The sequence below is a fragment of the Corallococcus sp. BB11-1 genome (assembly GCF_026626625.1).
Taxonomy (GTDB): Bacteria; Myxococcota; Myxococcia; order Myxococcales; family Myxococcaceae; genus Corallococcus; species Corallococcus soli.
This window is the reverse complement of record NZ_JAPNJY010000040.1, coordinates 1-17260: the sequence shown is the minus strand read 5'-3', so window position 1 is coordinate 17260 and position 17260 is coordinate 1. Positions and strand designations below refer to the sequence as shown.

The 17260-nt window shown below is 69.5% G+C and carries 14 protein-coding genes; 8 read left to right on the top strand and 6 right to left on the bottom strand.

The window, feature by feature from the left end:
• The first annotated feature begins 2 nt into the window (after positions 1-2).
• The 5 genes from OV207_RS34785 (at position 3) to OV207_RS34765 (ending at position 8312) form a co-directional block, all read left to right on the top strand.
• Positions 3-794: an MlaE family ABC transporter permease gene (locus tag OV207_RS34785; RefSeq protein WP_267559410.1), complete on the top strand. Its 792-nt coding sequence runs from the start codon at positions 3-5 to the stop codon at positions 792-794.
• Positions 791-1537 carry an MlaE family ABC transporter permease gene (locus OV207_RS34780; RefSeq protein ID WP_267559409.1) on the top strand — a complete coding sequence of 249 codons (747 nt, stop codon included), beginning with the start codon at positions 791-793 and terminating at the stop codon, positions 1535-1537. Before OV207_RS34785 ends, OV207_RS34780 begins: the two co-directional genes overlap by 4 nt.
• Positions 1534-2277 (top strand): ATP-binding cassette domain-containing protein, encoded by a 744-nt coding sequence (locus tag OV207_RS34775; protein WP_267559407.1) that lies wholly within the window; start codon positions 1534-1536, stop codon positions 2275-2277. The genes OV207_RS34780 and OV207_RS34775 overlap by 4 nt, the downstream gene beginning before the upstream one ends.
• The gene (locus OV207_RS34770) at positions 2270-3280 is read left to right on the top strand and encodes an MlaD family protein (RefSeq protein ID WP_267559406.1); all 1011 of its coding nucleotides are present in this window, start codon (positions 2270-2272) and stop codon (positions 3278-3280) included. The genes OV207_RS34775 and OV207_RS34770 overlap by 8 nt, the downstream gene beginning before the upstream one ends.
• A gap of 181 nt (positions 3281-3461) precedes the next feature.
• Entirely contained in the window at positions 3462-8312 is a 4851-nt protein-coding gene (locus OV207_RS34765; protein ID WP_267559405.1) for a non-ribosomal peptide synthetase, read from the top strand.
• A 2-nt stretch (positions 8313-8314) separates the two neighbouring features.
• On the opposite strand, the gene OV207_RS34760 is transcribed toward OV207_RS34765, so the two are convergent.
• The 5 genes from OV207_RS34760 to OV207_RS34740 all read right to left on the bottom strand — a co-directional run bounded on the left by OV207_RS34760 (position 8315) and on the right by OV207_RS34740 (position 12766).
• A complete protein-coding gene (locus OV207_RS34760) occupies positions 8315-9085 on the bottom strand; it encodes an Imm49 family immunity protein (protein ID WP_267559404.1) in 771 nt (256 codons plus the stop codon).
• Positions 9082-10188: a hypothetical protein gene (locus tag OV207_RS34755; protein ID WP_267559403.1), complete on the bottom strand. Its 1107-nt coding sequence runs from the start codon at positions 10186-10188 to the stop codon at positions 9082-9084. Before OV207_RS34755 ends, OV207_RS34760 begins: the two co-directional genes overlap by 4 nt.
• Before the next feature lie 17 nt (positions 10189-10205).
• On the bottom strand, positions 10206-10793 hold the full coding sequence (locus tag OV207_RS34750; protein ID WP_267559401.1) for an imm11 family protein: 588 nt from the start codon (positions 10791-10793) through the stop codon (positions 10206-10208).
• Between the two features lie 182 nt (positions 10794-10975).
• Positions 10976-11581 carry a hypothetical protein gene (locus OV207_RS34745; RefSeq protein WP_267559400.1) on the bottom strand — a complete coding sequence of 202 codons (606 nt, stop codon included), beginning with the start codon at positions 11579-11581 and terminating at the stop codon, positions 10976-10978.
• A gap of 72 nt (positions 11582-11653) precedes the next feature.
• Positions 11654-12766 carry a Gfo/Idh/MocA family protein gene (locus OV207_RS34740; protein WP_267559398.1) on the bottom strand — a complete coding sequence of 371 codons (1113 nt, stop codon included), beginning with the start codon at positions 12764-12766 and terminating at the stop codon, positions 11654-11656.
• Between the two features lie 146 nt (positions 12767-12912).
• Between OV207_RS34740 and OV207_RS34735 the strand changes: the two genes are divergently transcribed.
• The 3 genes from OV207_RS34735 (at position 12913) to OV207_RS34725 (ending at position 16686) form a co-directional block, all read left to right on the top strand.
• Positions 12913-14007 (top strand): pectin acetylesterase-family hydrolase, encoded by a 1095-nt coding sequence (locus tag OV207_RS34735; protein WP_267559396.1) that lies wholly within the window; start codon positions 12913-12915, stop codon positions 14005-14007.
• A 38-nt stretch (positions 14008-14045) separates the two neighbouring features.
• Positions 14046-14816, top strand: a complete 771-nt coding sequence (locus tag OV207_RS34730; protein ID WP_267559395.1) for a sporulation protein — start codon at positions 14046-14048, stop codon at positions 14814-14816.
• Positions 14817-14907: 91 nt separating this feature from the next.
• Positions 14908-16686 carry a DEAD/DEAH box helicase gene (locus OV207_RS34725; protein ID WP_267559394.1) on the top strand — a complete coding sequence of 593 codons (1779 nt, stop codon included), beginning with the start codon at positions 14908-14910 and terminating at the stop codon, positions 16684-16686.
• A 71-nt stretch (positions 16687-16757) separates the two neighbouring features.
• On the opposite strand, the gene OV207_RS34720 is transcribed toward OV207_RS34725, so the two are convergent.
• Positions 16758-17260 (bottom strand): lanthionine synthetase LanC family protein (locus OV207_RS34720; protein ID WP_324291592.1); only part of this gene is annotated, 503 nt, incomplete at its 5' end.

The following is a 17260-nucleotide window of genomic DNA, read 5'->3' as shown; positions in this document are numbered from 1 at the left end:
CCGTGGCAGCACCCGTGAGCAGCGCGGCCCTGGCCTGGCTGGGACGTTCGGTGCTGGGCGCCGTGGAGGGCGTGGGCGCGCTGGCGCTGGTGGCGGGACGCACGGCCTGGGCCCTGCCACGACTGGAGCGACGCGAGCTGGCGCGAGGCCTGGTGCAGTTCGGCTACGGCTCCCTGCCCCTGGCGCTGGCGACGGCGGCGATGGCGGGCGTCATCGTGGTGGTGCAGGCGGGGATCTACATCCAGCGGTTCGGCGCCAGGGCCTTCCTGGGGTGGGCCGCGGGGTACGGCGTGCTCTGGGAGTTCGGCCCGCTCCTGCTGGGGCTGATCATGTCGGCGCGCATCGGCGCCCGGAACGCGGCGGAGCTGGCCACGCTGAAGGTGGGCGGACAGATCGAAGGCCTGCGAGGCATCGGCCTGGATCCGTTCGCCCTGCTGGTGGCGCCCCGGGTCGTGGCGATGGAGGTGAGCATGCTGGCGCTGAGCACGTTCACCTTCCTGGTGGCCATCCTCTGCGAAGCGGTGGCGGCGAAGCTCACGTTGAACCTGCCGCTGCGGGTGTTCTTCGGGACGTTCGCGGACATGCTGAGCCCCTTTGACATCGTGGGGGGCGTGGTGAAGACGGGGTCGTTCGGTCTGGCCATCTCGCTGGTGTCCACGGCGGTGGGGCTCCGAGCAAAGGGCGGAGCCCGGGCCGTGGGCGAAGCGGCGGCGAGCGCGGTGGTGCTGGGGTGCGCGGCCATCTTCCTCCTGGACTTCCTGCTGACGACGCTGCTGTCCAGGTGGTCGGGATGAAGCGCGTGCTGATCTTCTTCGGAGCGCCGGGGGTGATGCTGGCGCGAACGGTGCGGGCGAGCCTGCGGGAGGGCGTGCCCTGGCGGGAGACCCTCGCGCAGGTGCACGCGCTGGGCGGGCGCAGCGTGTGGCTGGTGATGTCGGGCATGGCCTTCTTCGGGGCCGTGCTGGTGACGATCGCCAACGCGCAGGCGAAGAAGCTCATCGGCAACGTGGCGGTGCTGGGGCCGGCGTACTTCGAGATGCTGGTGCGGGAGCTGGGCCCGGCGGTGTCGGCCCTGCTGACGGCGGCGCGGGCCGGCGCGAGCCACTCCGCCGAGCTGTCCACGATGAGCGTGAACGAGCAGGTGGAGGCGCTGGAGATGTCAGCGGGGGACCCGTACGCGGACCTCGTGGCGCCCCGGGTGCTGGCGGGGGTGGTGGGCGTGCCGATGCTCTGCGTGCTGGGAACGGTGGCGGCGACCCTGTCGGCGGTGGTGGTGGCGAGTCTGGCATTCGACATCGACGGCCGGGCGTTCATGGACGCCAGATACGTGGATGGGTGGGATGTGCTGGTGGCGGTGCTGAAGGCGGTGGGCTGCGGGCTCTACATCCCGCTCGCGGCGGCGGTGGCGGGACTCAAGGCCCGGGGCGGCGCCGAGGCCGTGGGCGAAGCCACGACGGACGGCGTGGTGGCGGCGAGCCTGGGGTGTCTGTTGATTGACCTGACGGTGTCGCTTGCGTTCCAGTTCGTGCGCCTGTGAATGACTCCGGTCCCGACACGCTGGTCTTCGAGGAGGTGGCCATCGCCTTCGAGAAGGGCCGCCGCGTGTTGGACGGCCTGAGCGCGGAGGTGTCCACGCGGGAGCTGACGTTCATCGCGGGGGCGAGCGGCTCCGGCAAGAGCGTGCTGTGCCGGCTGGCGGTCGGGCTGTTGAAGCCCGGAGCCGGAAGCGTGACGTTGTTGGGGGAGCGGGTGGACACGCAGTCGGAGCGAACGCTGGTGGGGCTCCGCCGCCGGGCCCCGTACCTGGTGCAGGGACCGGCGCTGCTGGACTGGAGGACGCTGCGGGAGAACGTGCGGCTCGCGGACCCGAGCGCGCCGGAGGAAGCCGTGGAGTCAGCGCTGGAGCAGGTGGGGCTGAAGGACTGGGCGGACCGGCTGCCTCCGGAGCTGGGACCGGGCGCGAAGAAGCGGGCGGCCATCGCGAGGGCGCTGGTGCTCAAGCCGCGCTACCTGCTGTTGGACGAGCCGACGACGGGGTTGGACCGGAGGGCGGCGACGCAGGTGGAGGCGGTGCTCGCGTCGTTGAAGCAGCAGGGCCTGGGAGCACTGGTGGTGTCGCACGACTACCGGCAGCTGCGGGAGATCGCGGATCGGGTGTTGGTGGTGGCCAAGGGGCGCTGTGCATACCTGGGAACGCCGGAGGGCTTCCTGGAGTCCCCTGCCCCGGAGCTGCGGACGTTGACGGCGCCGTTCATGGAGGGCGCGACGGATGGATGAGCAACGGCTGGAGTTGAAGGTGGGAGCGCTGGTGCTCGCGACATTGGTCGGCGTGCTGGTGTTGCTGTGGTTGATGGGTGAGCTGACGCTAGGAAGGGGCGCGAAGCTGGAGGTGGACTTCGCGCACACGGGCAACGTGGTGCAGGGCGCCCCGGTGAAGCTGGGCGGCGTACAGGTGGGCAAGGTGGACGCCATCCGGCTCCTGGCGGACCGGAGGGATGCGAAGGGAATCCCCCTCCCCGTCCGCATGGACCTGTCCGTGGAGCCCTCGGCCCGGGGAGCGCTGCGCAAGGACGCGCGGGTGACGGTGGGGACGGTGGGCCTGCTGGGCGAGCCCTATCTGGAGTTGAACCCGGGCAACGCGGAAGCTCCCCTGGCGGCGTCCGAGGCCCTGCGAGGCGTGGATGCTCCGCGCCTGGATCTGCTGTCGGAGCAGCTCTCACGCTTCGTGACACTGCTGTCGGAGATGTTGGAGCAGGACCCCGAGGCGGTGACGGGGCTCGCGGCCAACGTGTCACGGTTGGCGAAGACGCTGGATGAGGTCCTGACCGAAAACAAGGGTGACGTGAAGGTGCTGGCGTCGGAGCTGGCGGCGGCGTCCCGGGACCTGCGCCAGTTGTCACAGCTGGCGAAGGAGACGCTCCAGCCCGGAGGCAAGGGGGCCCGGCTCCTGGATGACGCGTCGGCCGTGGCGGCGGTGATGCGAAAGGACCTGCCCGGGCTCACGAAGTCCGCCGGAACGACGCTGGAAGGCCTGGCGGCGGTGACGGGCCCGCTGACGGAGGAAGACGGCCAGCAGGTCAAGGTGGCCCTCCAACGGTTCACGGCGGCCGCGGGCCAACTGGAGCAGATCGCCGCCAAGGCGGACCGCGTGCTGGGACGGCTGGACGCGGGAGAAGGCACGGGAGGCGCCCTGCTCAAGGACCCGGCGCTCTACGACGAGCTGCGCGCCCTGGTCACGGACCTGCGCAAGCATCCGTGGAAGGTCTTGTGGAAGGACTGACGAGTCAAGGCCAACCCCAGAGACTGGCTGGAGCCGTCATCGGCTCCGGCCACGAAGGAGCAGCTACGTTCGGCCCTGTATCTGTCTGTTATTAAGGGCTGCGGACGCATCAGCTCCTCTCAACGCCGCTCGATCCCTCGGCTATCCTGCCCGGACCGCGCCCCGTTGATTGGAGTCTCCCGTGTTGCTCGACCGCGCCCGTTCCGCCTCCGAGCCCGCCCTTGATGGCGTGCTGTCCACGCCCACCGAGGTCACGCTCGCCCGGCTCTGGGCGTCGGTCCTGGAGGTCGAGCGCGTTGGCCTCCATGACGATTTCTTCGAACTCGGCGGCCACTCCCTCCTCGGCACGCAGCTCATCTCGCGCGTCAACGAGACCTTCCGCCTGCGGATGCCCATTTCGCAGGTCTTCGACACGCCGACCCTCGCCCTCATGGCGGAGGCCGTCGAAGTCGCTCGGCGCGGCGACGTGTCCGAGGACGGGCCCGCGCTCGTCCCCTTCCCGCATGAGGGCGATCAACCGCTCTCCTTCGGGCAGGAGCGGATCCTGTTCGTGGAGCAGCTCCACCCGGGAACCACCGCCTTCCGGATTCCCGGCGCCTACCGCATCACCTCGCCGCTCGACGTCGGCCTGCTGGAGTGCTGCCTCACCGAACTGACCCGTCGCCACGAATCACTTCGGACCGTCTTCGCGCCCACCCAGGCCGGCTTCGTCACGCGGCTCCAGCCCGCCCATCCCTTCGTCCTCACGCAGGTGGATGTCAGCCACCTGCCCGCCGCCGAACAGGCAGCGGAGTTGGCCCGGCGGACGCGCGAGGAGCTTGAACGTCCACTGGAGCTGACCACGGGCCCGCTGATCCAGGGCACCCTGCTCCGCTTCGGTGAACAGGACCACCTGCTCCTCCTCACCCTGCACCACATCGTCTCGGACGGCGTGTCCATGACGGTCCTCCTGCGTGAGCTGCGAACCCTCTACGAGGACCTCTCCGCGGGAAGGCCCCCATCCCTCCCCCCACTCCCCATCCAATACGCCGAGTTCGCCACCTGGCAGCGGCAGTGGCTCCAGGACGACAGGTTGGAGCCACTGCTGACCTATTGGCGCAAGCAACTGGCTGGCGCACCGCTCCTGCTGGAGCTGCCCATGGATCGGCCCCGTCCGCCTGTCCACCGCCTCAAGGGCCACACGCACTCGTTCCGGCTCTCTCCGGCGCTCTCCCAGGCCATCGACGACCTCTGCCGTCAGGAGAACGTCACGCTGTTCATGGGCCTGCTCGCGGGCTTCAGCGCCCTGCTGCACCGCTACACGGGCCAGCAGGACCTCATCATCGGGACGCCGCTTGCCGGGCGGATCCGGCCTGAACTCGAAGGGCTGGTCGGCCTCTTCGTCAACACGCTCGCGCTGCGGCAGGACCTGTCAGGCAACCCCAGCTTCATCGAGCTGATGCGGCGCGTGCGGGAGACCACGGTCGGCGCCTATGCCCACCAGGAGCTTCCCTTCGAGAAGCTCGTCTCGGACATCCACCCCGAGCGCGTCCTCAGTCACGCGCTGGTCGTCCAGGTGATGTTCGTCCTCCAGACCCCGACCCTGGAGGCACATCCGTCCACCGCGCTCCGGATGACCACGGCCGCGGAGCCGTGGGAGCTGCGCACCGGGACATCGAAGTGCGACCTGACGCTCTTCATGACGCAGTCACCGGAGGGACTGAAGGCGACCTTCGAGTACGACACCGACCTCTTCGATGCCGAGCGCATCCAGCGCATGGCCTCCCACCTCCAGACGCTCCTGGAGGCCGCCGTCGCCCGACCTTCGCGTCCCATCACAGCCCTTCCGCTGCTCCCCGAGGATGAACACCACCGCGTCCTCCGCTCCTGGAATGACGCCACCGCCGCCTTCCCGCGCGACGTCTGCATCCACGAACACTTCGCCGTCCAGGCAGCCCGCACGCCGGACGCACCCGCCGTCACCTTCGGCCCCCTCACCCTCTCCTATCGACAGCTTGATGAGCGCTCCAACCAGCTCGCCTGGCACCTGCGCTCGCTCGGCGTCGGGCCCGAAGTCCTCGTGGGCCTGTGCGTGGAGCGCTCCGTCGACCTCGTCGTCGGCATGCTCGGCATCCTCAAGGCCGGCGGAGCGTACCTGCCCCTTGATGATTCCCACCCCGCAGAACGCCTCGCCTTCATGCTCCAGGACGCGCGGGTCAACGTCCTGCTCGTGCACCAGCACAAGCGCGAGCGGCTCCCCGTCTTCGCCGGCACCACCGTCTGCCTCGACAGCGACACGAACGCTCTGGGGCGCCTGCCCACCACGCCCCTGCCGCGCACCTCCGGGCCGGAGAACCTCGCGTACGTCATCTTCACCTCGGGCTCCACCGGCAGACCCAAGGGCAGCGCCATCGTCCACCGTGGCGTCCTGGCCCTGGCCTTCGACCGGCTGCTCCACCCGTTCTCGCCCGAGGACCGCGTCGCCCAGGCCTCCAACGCCTCCTTCGACCCCAGCACCTTCGAGATCTGGGGCGCCCTTCTGCACGGGGCCCACCTCGTGGGCATCACGGCGAACCCCGCCCATTCGCCCCAGGACTTCGCCGCCCAGGTGCGGGACACCCGGGCCTCCGTGATGTTCGTCACCACGGCGGTGCTCCACCTGCTCGCACGCCAGGTGCCCGGCGCCTTCGCTGGCCTCAAGACGCTCGTCTTCGGCGGCGAGGCAGCCGACCCGCTCGCCCTTCGCGAGGTCCTCCAGCACGGCCCGCCCCAGCGCCTCGTCAACGGCTACGGGCCCACCGAGTGCACCGTCTTCTCGTCCTGCCACCTGCTCGACGCGCCTCCCGCGCTCGGCGCTCCCGTCCCCATCGGGCGGCCCCTCTCCAACGGCCCCCTCTTCATCCTCGACGCCCTGTTGCAGCCCGTGCCCATTGGCGTCGCGGGAGAGCTGTACGTCTCCGGCGAGCGCCTGGGCCGCGGTTACTTCGACCGCCCCGAGCTCACCGCGCTCACCTACCGTCCTCATCCCTTCGCCTCCACACCGGGCGCGCGCCTGTACAAGACGGGGGACCGCGCCCGCTTCCTTCCGGACGGCCGCGTCGAATACCTCGGCCGCGCCGATCACCAGGTGAAGGTGCGGGGCTACCGCGTCGAGCTGGGCGAGATCGAGGAGGCCCTCCGCCTCCACCCCACCGTCAAGGACGCCTCCGTCATCGCTGTCGAGGCCGGCGGCGACCGGCGGCTCGCCGCCTACCTCGTCCCCGTCGTCAGCGCCGCACTGCCCGACAGCGCCGTGCTGCGCGCGTGGCTGCGCGAGCGCCTTCCCGAACACATGGTGCCCGCGTCCTTCACGCCGCTCGCCGCGTTGCCGCTCACCGTCAACGGCAAGGTGGACCGCCGCGCCCTTCCTGCCCCCGCGCCCGCGAGCGGAGACGCGCACAGCTACGTTCCGCCGACCACGCCCGCCGAGTTCGTGCTCTGTCGTCTCTGGGCCTCGCTCCTCGACGTCGAGCGCGTGGGGCTGAACGACAACTTCTTCCACCTGGGGGGCCACTCCCTCCTCGCCACCCAGCTCGTCTCGCGCATCCGTTCGGAGCTGGGCGTGGAGGTGGCCCTGCGGGTCCTCTTCAGCGGGCCCACGGTCGCGCAGCTGGCGCAGCATCTGGGCACGCGCTCCCAGGATGAAGGTCCTCGCGCGGTGCCTGCCCTGGTGCGAGCACCTCGCGACCGCGCGCTGCCGCTGTCGTACGCGCAGGAGCGCCTGTATCGCTTCTTCCTCCGAGCCCCCACGTCGAGCGCCTACAACATCCCCTACGGCCATCGACTCCAGGGCCCGCTGCGGGTCGAGGCGCTGCGCGGAGCCCTGCAGGCCCTGCTCGAACGGCATGAGTCCATGCGGGTCCGGTTCCTGGAGGAGGACGGACATCGGGTCCAGCAGGTCGTCCCCGCGGGCGACTTCCCGTGGTGCTTCACGGACCTGCGCGAACAGCCGGACCCGGAAGCCGCAGCGTGGCGACACATCCATGCCGATGCGGCGACGCCGTTCGACCTCACGAAGGATCCGCTGGTGCGTGCCTCGCTCCTGCGCGTGAAGGACGACGAGCACCTGCTCCTGCTGTGCGTGCACCACATCGCCGCGGACGGTTGGTCCCTGGGCGTCATCGCCCGGGAGCTGGGAGCCGTGTACGCGGCGCTGTCCCAGGGAAGCACGGCAGACCTGGCGCCCCTCGCCGTGCAATACCCCGACTACGCGGCGTGGCAGCGGTCATGGCTCACCGGTTCTGAGCTGGACCGACGCCTCGCCTACTGGAAGCGGTCCCTCGCGGGGGCGCCCACCGAACTCGCGCTGCCCACCGACCACCCCCGGCCTCCGGAGCGCACGTTCAGCGGCGTCCGTCGCCCGGTCCAGTTGGGTCGAGAGCGCAGCGACGCCCTCCATGCCCTGTGTCGGCGCGAGCAGGTGACGCCGTTCATGGCCTTGTTGTCCGCGTTCGGTGTCGTGCTCGCGCGCCGCTCCGGACAGGAGGAGGTCGTCATCGGCTCGCCCATCGCGAACCGGCTCCTGCCGGAGCTGGAGCCGCTCATCGGCATGTTCGTCAACGGCCTGTGCCTGCGCATCAACCTGCGTGGAAGCCCGGGGTTCCGCACGTTGCTTCAGCAGGTGCGCGAGGAGACGCTGGGCGCATACGCACACCAGGAGGTCCCGCTCGATCTGGTCGTGGCGTCGCTGGGCGCCCAGCTGCCCACGAATCGCTCCCCGGTGTTCCAGGCGATGTTCGTATTGCAGAACACCCCGGAGGCGCCATTCGAGCTGCCGGGCCTCACCGTGACGCGCGTGGTGGTCAGCCGGGGCTCGGCCACCTACGAGCTGGCCCTCTCCCTGACGGAGCAGGACGAGGGCTTCACGGGGGCCCTGGAGTTCAACACCGACCTGTTCGAGGCCAGCACCGCCGAGGGCCTCCACACCGAGTTCCTCGGTGTGCTGGACGCCGTGCTCACGGATCCGGACCTGCCAGTGGGGCTGGCCTCGCGCCCCTCTCCAAAGGACTGCTGAACTCAGTCGCCCATCCGCCACGCATCCATTGGCTCAACGGGGGGCACTCCACATCGAGCGACCAAGGGAAGGGCTGGGAACGCCCCTGACGTCTTCAGTCCTGCGCGCTCCGCGAGCACCACCAGCGCGAGCCCTTCGACACAAATCCTCGCATCGGTGGCCCAGGTCTCCTGGGGAAGCCGTCCCCGCTCCCGTAACAGGACATACCTCCGGGCCTCCGCCGCCAGGAAGACTTCCAATGAGGACTGAAAGGCCTCCTCGTCTCGGGCGAGGAGTGCCTGGCAGACCTGGAGCCGGGGCTCCTCGGAGCCCTGAAGCACTCTCTCGAACCGGGCAAGGCATGCGCGCGCGTCCTCCTCGGAGCACTGCAGGACGCAGAAGTCCATGAGGAACCGGACGTAGAGGAAGTCCTCCTCGTATTCGATTTCAACGTTTCGCTCCCTCGGCGCCCGGAGCGCCAGCTCACGTGCGCTCTCCCAGTCAAGCGCGGCCAGGGCATCGAAGAACGGGGTCATTCGGCTCAACGCTACGGGCCAGCCGCCCTCGGATTGATTCGACAGCGCCAGGAACGCCCGTCCGCTGCGACTCAGGTGGGCCTGCCACCTCTTCGTGTCGCAGAGGAGGAGAAGCCAGCCAATGCCCATCAATCGCTGGTTCCGGCAGAAGGCAAGAACGTCCTGCGGGCTGCCCCCGCCTTGGGCCAGCCGAGGAAGAAGCTTCTGGTTCAAGTAGCTGGCGTTGCTCACGAGGGTGGGCAGGAACTTGTTGCTCACCTCCCGCCTCCGAGCGCCTGGACATGGATGGCGCCCACGTCGCCATGCTCCCCGCTCGACAGCACCAGCGCCTGTGCTCCTGCCGCGTACTTCCGTGCGAACGAACGGGCCACCATGCAGACCCCCAACGCGCCACTGGCCGCGCCCACATCCCCCACCGAGAGGCAGGGCAATCGCACCCGCCATTGCGCTTCCTGCCGTGCTTGAAGTCGAACCAGAAGATGGCCCCAGGCCCTGGCGCGCCATTCTTCCCCGTTGAGGTCGCAGATCCACTCCCCCATGGAGCCGCTGCCGGGAGGCCCCGCTGGATGCACCTCATCAAGAACCCGCAGGAGTGCTTCACCCGAGGAGTGCTGCCCGGACAGGAACGAGCGCTCCTCGAATCCGGTCGCTGCGGCTGGCAGGAGCGCGAGGATCGAGGTCCCCCGCTGGCGGGCACCCGCCAGGGGCTCCACCAACAAGCTGGCTCCCGCTTCACCGGGCATCAGTCCGACGGGACGGTCTGGAGATTTGAGTCTCCGGTGCGACCCCAGCCACTCCAGACTCGTTTCATCCAGGTAGGAGTCCACCGCGACAATCACGAAGCGCTCGACGTCCCTGTCCGCCAACCGCTGCCCGGACAGGCGGATGGCCGCGGCGGTGCCCGCGTGACCGGCATGGATGAAGTGGACCGCATCCTGCCGCCAGGGCAGCCCCAGCAACCGCTTCAGGTGCTCCAGCCAGGTGGCCATCATGAGACCGCCCCCGAAGTCCTGCACCTCCAGGTAGCGAGCCGCTTCCAGGTGTGGGAGGACGAAGATCCATCCCGTCTGCCTCCAGAAGCGGACATCCTCCGCTGCTGGCAGCCCTGCTTCCTGCTGAAGGTCTCGCACACTCGCCTGCGCCAGTTGCAGCCACCGACCCAGCGGCCCGAAGCCGTCCGTCAGCTCCGACACGGGATGCCCCGTCACGGGCACGGGCTCAAGCAGCTCCTGGTCGGTCAAATACAGGTCGTGCAACGGTTTCGGGCGCGTGATGCCAGCGCGGATGGCCGCGCATGTCGAGACGACGCCCCAACCCACGCTGGACACCCCGCCAATTCCTGTCAAGGCCAGCGACATCATGGGCGCCTCCCGGATGGCTATGCGTCGGCGGAGATGGAGACTGGCTCAAGCAGGATGTTGGTGAATCCCTTTGCCTTCAACGCCTCCGCCAGGGCTTCCGTCACGAGGTAGACCGCAGGCTCCTCCTTCGGACGAAAGAGGGCCGGGAGGTGGGCGATCTTCTTTGGATCCAGCACGAACCGGGCGACATGGATGACACTGCCTTCGGGTCCGATCTTCACACCGCTGGCCGCCGCGTCCAGGCAATCCACGGTCCCGATGGGGTTGATGATGAAGTAGTCCCGGCTGTAGAGCCGCTTGCGGTGGTCATACAAATCGAAGGGCAGATATTCCACCTCGATGTCCTGCGCATGCGCCGCAATGACCTCCTTTACGTCGGCATGAACGATGAGGTAGCTGCTCGTGTTGCCCAGGAGGGACGACAGCTTGATGCCCGGATGGTCGTGCCGCAAGGAGACCTTTGCCTCCTTTGGATAGAAGCGGTGGGCCGGATCCCCCTCGGACATGCAGTAGGCCCGTAGCGACATCCCCTCTGGAGTTCCGTTGAGCAGGGCAATCTCGGGATCATGCAGGCTGCCAATCGTGCTGATCTGAAAATATCTCATGCTGGATCGTCGCGACGGTTCATGGGATTGGGGATGGAGGCGGCGCAAACTTCCTGCCGAATTCTTCAATGGAGCGGACCCCATGGACACGCGTGGCCGAGGCTACTTCACCATGGATTTCGATGGAGAGGGCCTCAATGGCCTTCGCTAGATCCTTGAACATAGGCTCCCCGCCCTCTTCGTCATGCTTGTCCATGATCTGTTTGAGGGTCTTCCTCAGACGGCAAGATGAGCATATTGTCCTTGTCGTGAACACTGTAGGGAGCATTCAGGATCTCGCTCACGACCTGGAGGGTTATTTCGGGGTTCTCGAAGGCTTCAATCAGCGCCGTGCGCAGCGTGGCATCCGGCAGCACATGATGCGCCTCGTGATAATAGGGCTTGTTGCAATCCCATTTGAAATTGTACTTGCCCCGATCAACGTCCCAGTCACCCTTCCCGGGCTTTCCCTGCAGGTGGCGGTACATGCCCTTGTTTTCGTCTGACAGGGCGACCTTCTCACCGCGCTTCGCCAGTTTTTCGACAGCCTTTGCCCCACCCCGGAAGAGGGGCGACCAGGCCCCATCCCCCGCGGATCGCAACCGCTCGTCCGACAGGTTGTACCTGTCTTTCTGCTCCAAGGCCTTCTCGAAGGCCTGCCAGCGGTGTGAGCAGGAGCTGTTCTCCTTGTAGGGGGATTCGTGCTTGGCGATGCACTTGCCCCCAGTCAGGCCCCCTGCGGTGTGGTGGGGAACCGTCTGACCCAAGAGCTCCATGTGCCTGGTGGATTGCTTCTTGGCATTGCCCATGCTCGAAGCGTAAGGGCTTGCAACGAGGCAGGTCAATCTCGCGGAGGCAGGAACTCCATGTCCCCGCGACGCTCAGCCCTGGGCGGGCGCCGGTGCATTCACCGGCTCGGGCGGCTCCACCGGAGGCTTCACGATGAGCTGCTCCAGCGTGGGACGCTTTGGCTTCTCGAACGGCGCCAGCTTCACCGGCTGGCCGGTGCGCGCCGACTCCTGCAACGCGACAATGACACGCACGTCCGCCAATCCTTCAACGCCGGACGGCTCCGGCTCCCGGTCCTCCAGCACGCAGCGCGAGAAGTAGATCAGCTCCGGTGCGAACTGGTCGCTGTTCTTGAACGTCCGCGTCTCCGTCTTGCCGCCCACGGTCACCACATGCTCGATGTCCGTGCCGTACCCGAAGCCGTGTTGCACGAGCAGGTCCCCTTCCGTGCCCACCAGCCGGTAGCTCGACACCGCGGACGCCTCCTGGCTGATGCCGAACTGGGCCACCCTTCCATTCGGGAAGCGCATCAGCGCGAACGCCGTCGCGTCCACGCCATGGAAGCGGCCGTCCCCTCCGCCCGTGTAGGCGAACACCTCGCGCGGCTCGTCGCGGAACAGGTAGCGCGCGGCGTTGATGGGATAGGGCCCCTCATCCAGCAGCGCCCCTCCGCCCAGCTCCACGCTGCCCCGGATGTCCCCCTCGCGCATCTGCTGCGTCAACAGCGCGGAGAACATCCTCGGGTCGCCCAGCTTCCCGGAGCGCACCAGCTCCACGGCCTGGAGGTTCGCCTCCTCGAAGTGCAGCCGGTAGGCGACCATCAGCTTCACGTCGTTGTCATTGGTGACGCGGATCATCGCCTCACAGTCCTCCACCGACGTCGCCATGGGCTTCTCGACGAGGACGTGGACGCCTGCCCGCGCGGCCCGCTCCGTGAACGTCCGGTGCTGACTGTTGGGCAGCACGATGTACACGGCGTCCGCGCGTGAATCGCGCAACACCTGTTCGAAGTTCTCGTAGCCCCCCGCGTGCGTGACGCCGTACCTGCGCTGGAGCACGCCCCGCTTCGTCCGGTCGGAGGAGATGAGGGCGACCAGCTCGGAGTTCTCCACCGCGTGCTGGAACGCCGGGAGGATGGCCACCTGCGTCAGGTTGCCCGCACCCACCACCGCGTACCGCACCTTCCTGCCAGTCCCCTGGGCCATCACGCGCCTCCCGTCTTGAGCTGAAGGCCTACGCTGGTGACGCGCTCCGCCAGCCCGCAAGCCGCGCCCGGTTCTCCGGTGCACGGGTCGCATGCAGGGCAGGCAGGAAGGCGGGCCCACGGCACCGTGTGCTATGCGCGAAGGCCATGCACACCCGCTCCCTGACGCTCCTGGGCCTCCTCTTCCTCGCCGCCTGCGCGGACCCTCCCGGGGACGGCGGCACCGATGCACCGGACGCGGGGGCGTATGACATCCCCTCCATTGACTACACGGTGGACGCGGGCGCCCCCATCGACGCGGCCCCGGAGACCTGGACGTTCGTACCGGTCCCAGATGCCCACTGCGCGAACGGCACGTCCACGGGCATGGCCGTCAACCTGACGGACCGCTCCAAGCGGGTCCTCATCTTCCTCGCGGGCGGTGGCGCGTGCTGGGAGGCGGCCGCCTGCGCGCTCGGCACGGCCACCCACATCACCGATACGATGGGTGAGGCCCCCGTGTTGGCCGAGGCCCGCGCGCCGGACCTCGCGGTCCTCTTCAACCGCGACGACCCGCGCAACCCGTTCCGCGACGCGAGCTTCGTCTACGTCCCCTATTGCACCGGCGACCTGCACGCAGGCACCCGCATCCAGACCTATGACTGGTTCGGCCCGAAGAACCTCGAACATGTCGGCGCACGGAACATGGACGCGTACCTCCGGCGGCTCCAGCCGACCTTCCCCGACGCCGACCGCGTCTGGCTCACCGGCATCAGCGCGGGCGGCTACGGGGCGACGTTCAATGCCTGGCGCGTGCAGAAGGCCCTGCCATGGGCGCGGGTGGACGTGCTGAACGACTCGGGGCTCGTCATCGACACCCTGGGGGATGGCCGCTACGGCACGATGCGCGCGAACTGGGGCGTGGAGTTCCCGCCCGGGTGCACCGGCTGCGACACGCGCCTGTCGGCGGTGCTGGGCGCCTCCGCGAACCTGCTGACCGCCCCCCGGCGATACGGGATGCTCGGGTACCTGCAGGACGGCACCATCTCCCTCTATTTTGGACTCGACGGCCCCCAGGTGCAGTCCAGCCTGGAGGCGGTCCGCGCCTCGGCGGCCCCGAACGTGAAGACCTTCTACCTGCCCGGCAACCCCCACGTGCTCCTGGGCCGCCCGGACGCCGCGAACGGCGCGGGCCTCACCGTGCGCGACTGGGTCCAGCGCTTCGCCAGCGATGATCCGTCCTGGGGCCACGAAGGCCCCTGAGCCGCCCCCGTCCCTTCCCGACCCGGAGCCTTCCGTCCATGTCCTTCAAGAAGATGCTCGCCCGCCTCGGTATCGGCAGTGCCCGGGTGGACACCCGGCTGGAGCACGACACCGTGCGGGCCGGCGGCGACCTGCGCGGCGCGGTCCACATCCAGGGCGGCCACACGCCCCAGCGCATTGATCGCATCGACCTGCACCTGATGGCGCAGTACCTCCAGCGCGACAACGACCGGCGAAGCGCGCTCAACACCGTCGTGCGCACCTGGCGCGTCGCCAACCCCTTCACGCTCGAACCCCAGGAGACGAAGGAGGTGCCGTTCTCCCTGCGGATGCCCGTGCACACGCCCCTCACCGAGCGCGGCTCGCCGGTGTGGATCAAGACGGCGCTCGACATCGACAACGCCCTCAACCCCGAAGACAGCGACCGCATCCACGTCCTGCCCCACCTGTCCCTCCAGACGGTGCTCGACGCCGTCCAGCACCTGGGCCTCCAGTGGAAGAACGCCTACTGCGAGGCAGGCCCCCCGCTGGGCCGTGACGAGCCCTTCGTCCAGGAGCTGGAATTCCATTCCGGTCCCGCATGGCGGGGGCCCCCGCGCACCCTCGCCCTGCTGCCGTTCCCCACGGAGGACGGCCTGGAGCTGATCCTCGACATCGACCGGGGGCCCCGGGGCCTCTCCTCCCTCCTGGAGGGGACGGCCCTGGACGGCGGGCGCCGCGCGCGGCTGGTGCTGTCCGGGGCGGACCTGGCCCTGGGAGCGGTCTCCGTCTCGGAAGCGCTGGCGGCGCACCTGGGCCCGGGAGCCTGAAAACCGGAAGCCCCGGAGCACTTGAACGGTCGTGAACGCCCCTGACGCGGCAAGTCCGACGCCGGGGCGTGAAAGTGGTACAAGCCGCCCTGTGAAGACTCCCCCGCCTCCCGCCACTGAAATTGAAAACCCCACCTTCGACTCCCTCGGGCTCAAGCCCGAGCTGGTCGAGGCGCTGACGACGCTCGGCTACGAAGAGCCCACGCCCATCCAGGCGGCCGCGCTCCCGCCCCTGCTCGCCGGCAAGGACCTGCTGGGCATCGCCGCCACCGGTACCGGCAAGACGGCCGCGTTCGCGCTGCCCCTCCTGCAACACCTCACCCCCGGGGCCGCCACGCCCCACAGCACCTCCGCGCTGGTGCTCGTGCCCACGCGCGAGCTGGCCATGCAGGTGTCCGAAGCCATCCACCGCTATGGCCAGAAGCTGGGCGTCAGCGTGCTCCCCCTCTACGGCGGCCAGGAGATCGGCCGGCAGCTGCGCGTGCTCAAGCGCGGCGTGGACGTCGTCGTCGCCACCCCCGGGCGCGCGCTGGATCACCTGCGCCGCAAGACGCTGAAGCTGGACCGCGTGCACACGGTGGTGCTGGACGAAGCGGACGAGATGCTCGACATGGGCTTCGCGGACGACCTGGAGGCCATCCTCTCCGAGACGCCGGAGAAGCGGCAGACGGCGCTGTTCTCCGCCACCCTGCCCCCGCGCATCTCCAGCATCGCGGAGCGCCACCTGCGCCAGCCGGAGCGCATCCGCATCGCCAAGGAGAAGCTGGAGGCCGGGGAGATGCCCCGCGTCCGGCAGACGGCCTACATCGTGCCGCGCGCGTTCAAGATCGCGACGCTGGGGCGCGTGCTGGACCTGGAGTCCCCCACCGCCGCCATCGTGTTCTGCCGCACCCGCACGGAGGTGGACGAGCTCACCACGTCCCTCAACGGGCAGGGCTGGCGCGCGCACGCCCTGCACGGCGGCATGAGCCAGGAGCAGCGCGACCGCGTCATCAAGCAGTTCAAGTCCCAGGCGGCCGACCTGCTCATCGCCACGGACGTCGCGGCGCGCGGCCTGGACATCCCCCGGCTGTCGCACGTCGTGAACTTCGACGTGCCCAACGCGCCGGAGGCCTACGTGCACCGCATCGGCCGCACGGGCCGCGCCGGCCGCGAGGGCGTGGCCATCACCCTGCTGGAGCCCCGCGAGCACCGGCTGTTGCGCAACATCGAGAAGCTCACCGGTCAGCGCATCGAGGTCTCCGCGGTCCCCACCGTGTCGGACCTGCGCGCCCGCAAGCTGGAGATCATGCGCTCGTCGCTGCGCGAGGCGCTCGTCGGTGGAGACCTGGAGGCGTACCGGGGCGTGGTGGAGACGCTGGCCACCGAGTTCAACGTCATGGACGTGGCCGCCGCCGCGATGAAGCTGCTGCAGGAGAAGGAAGACGAGGGCAACGAGGCCGCCGAGCAGGAGATCCCCACGGTGGCGCCGCCGTCCGAGAAGCGCTTCCCGCGCACGGAGCGCTCCGGGCCCCCGAGCCGTGGGGGCGACCGTCCCGACCGCCCGGCGCGAGCCCCCCGCGTGGACCGCGCCGAAGCCGGTGGAGAGCGCCCCGAGCGTCCCTCCCGGACGCCTCGCGCGCCGGAGTGGAACGTCACGCGGCTGTTCATCGGCGCGGGCCGCACCGCGGGCATGCGGCCGGCGGACCTGGTGGGCGCCATCGCAGGCGAGGCGGGGCTCGACTCGTCCCGCATCGGCGCGATCCACATCGCGGACATGTACTCCATCGTGGAGGTGCCGGAGCCGGATGCCGCGCGCATCATCTCCGCGCTGAAGGGTGCCACGCTGCGCGGCAAGAAGGTCTCCGTGCGCCGCGACACCCGGGACTGACGGACGGCCCCGTCACTGGGGTGACGGGGCCCGGGGCCCGGAGCCACCGCTCCGGGCCGTAGCACCCTCGCTCAGGGCGCGCCCCGGTCCACGCCGGGCGCCCGGCCCAGCAACAAGGGCGAGGCGAGCCGACTCTCCGGGTGCATGCGCAGCAGCGTGTGGATGACGCCGCCCATCCCCGCCATCAACCCCGGTGAGAAGGCGTCCCGCGCGAGCCCCGCCACCGGGCCTCGCGCCTCCAGGCCGGAGAGCAGCTCCGCGTCCAGCGCCTCCCGCTCCGCCCCCTGCGGCTCCAGCGCCAGCCGCCGCCCTGCCTCCAGCAGCTCCCACAGGCCCAGGTCGCCATGGCACAGCGTGTGGGTCCACCCGAGGCCTTCGCGCAGGCCCGCGCTCCGGGCCCGCTGGAAGAGCTGCTGGTAGCGCGCCTCCCCGGTGCGCGCGCAGAGGTCCGCCGCGGCGAGCCCGATGCCCGTGCTCCCGTGACACCAGCTCGTCAGCTGGTCCCTCGCCTCCGGGCGCCGCACGTCGCTCCAGTTGCCGAACTCCGGCCGGTACAGGCCCTCCACGAAGTCGA

Excerpts from the sequence above, each read along its gene's own strand:
- OV207_RS34770 (WP_267559406.1), top strand. The coding sequence starts at position 2,270 with ATGGATGAGCAACGGCTGGAGTTGAAGGTGGGAGCGCTGGTGCTCGCG.
- OV207_RS34735 (WP_267559396.1), top strand. The coding sequence starts at position 12,913 with ATGCACACCCGCTCCCTGACGCTCCTGGGCCTCCTCTTCCTCGCCGCC.
- OV207_RS34730 (WP_267559395.1), top strand. The coding sequence starts at position 14,046 with ATGTCCTTCAAGAAGATGCTCGCCCGCCTCGGTATCGGCAGTGCCCGG.
- OV207_RS34780 (WP_267559409.1), top strand. The coding sequence starts at position 791 with ATGAAGCGCGTGCTGATCTTCTTCGGAGCGCCGGGGGTGATGCTGGCG.
- OV207_RS34740 (WP_267559398.1), bottom strand. The coding sequence starts at position 12,766 with ATGGCCCAGGGGACTGGCAGGAAGGTGCGGTACGCGGTGGTGGGTGCG.
- OV207_RS34755 (WP_267559403.1), bottom strand. The coding sequence starts at position 10,188 with ATGATGTCGCTGGCCTTGACAGGAATTGGCGGGGTGTCCAGCGTGGGT.
- OV207_RS34750 (WP_267559401.1), bottom strand. The coding sequence starts at position 10,793 with ATGAGATATTTTCAGATCAGCACGATTGGCAGCCTGCATGATCCCGAG.
- OV207_RS34745 (WP_267559400.1), bottom strand. The coding sequence starts at position 11,581 with ATGGGCAATGCCAAGAAGCAATCCACCAGGCACATGGAGCTCTTGGGT.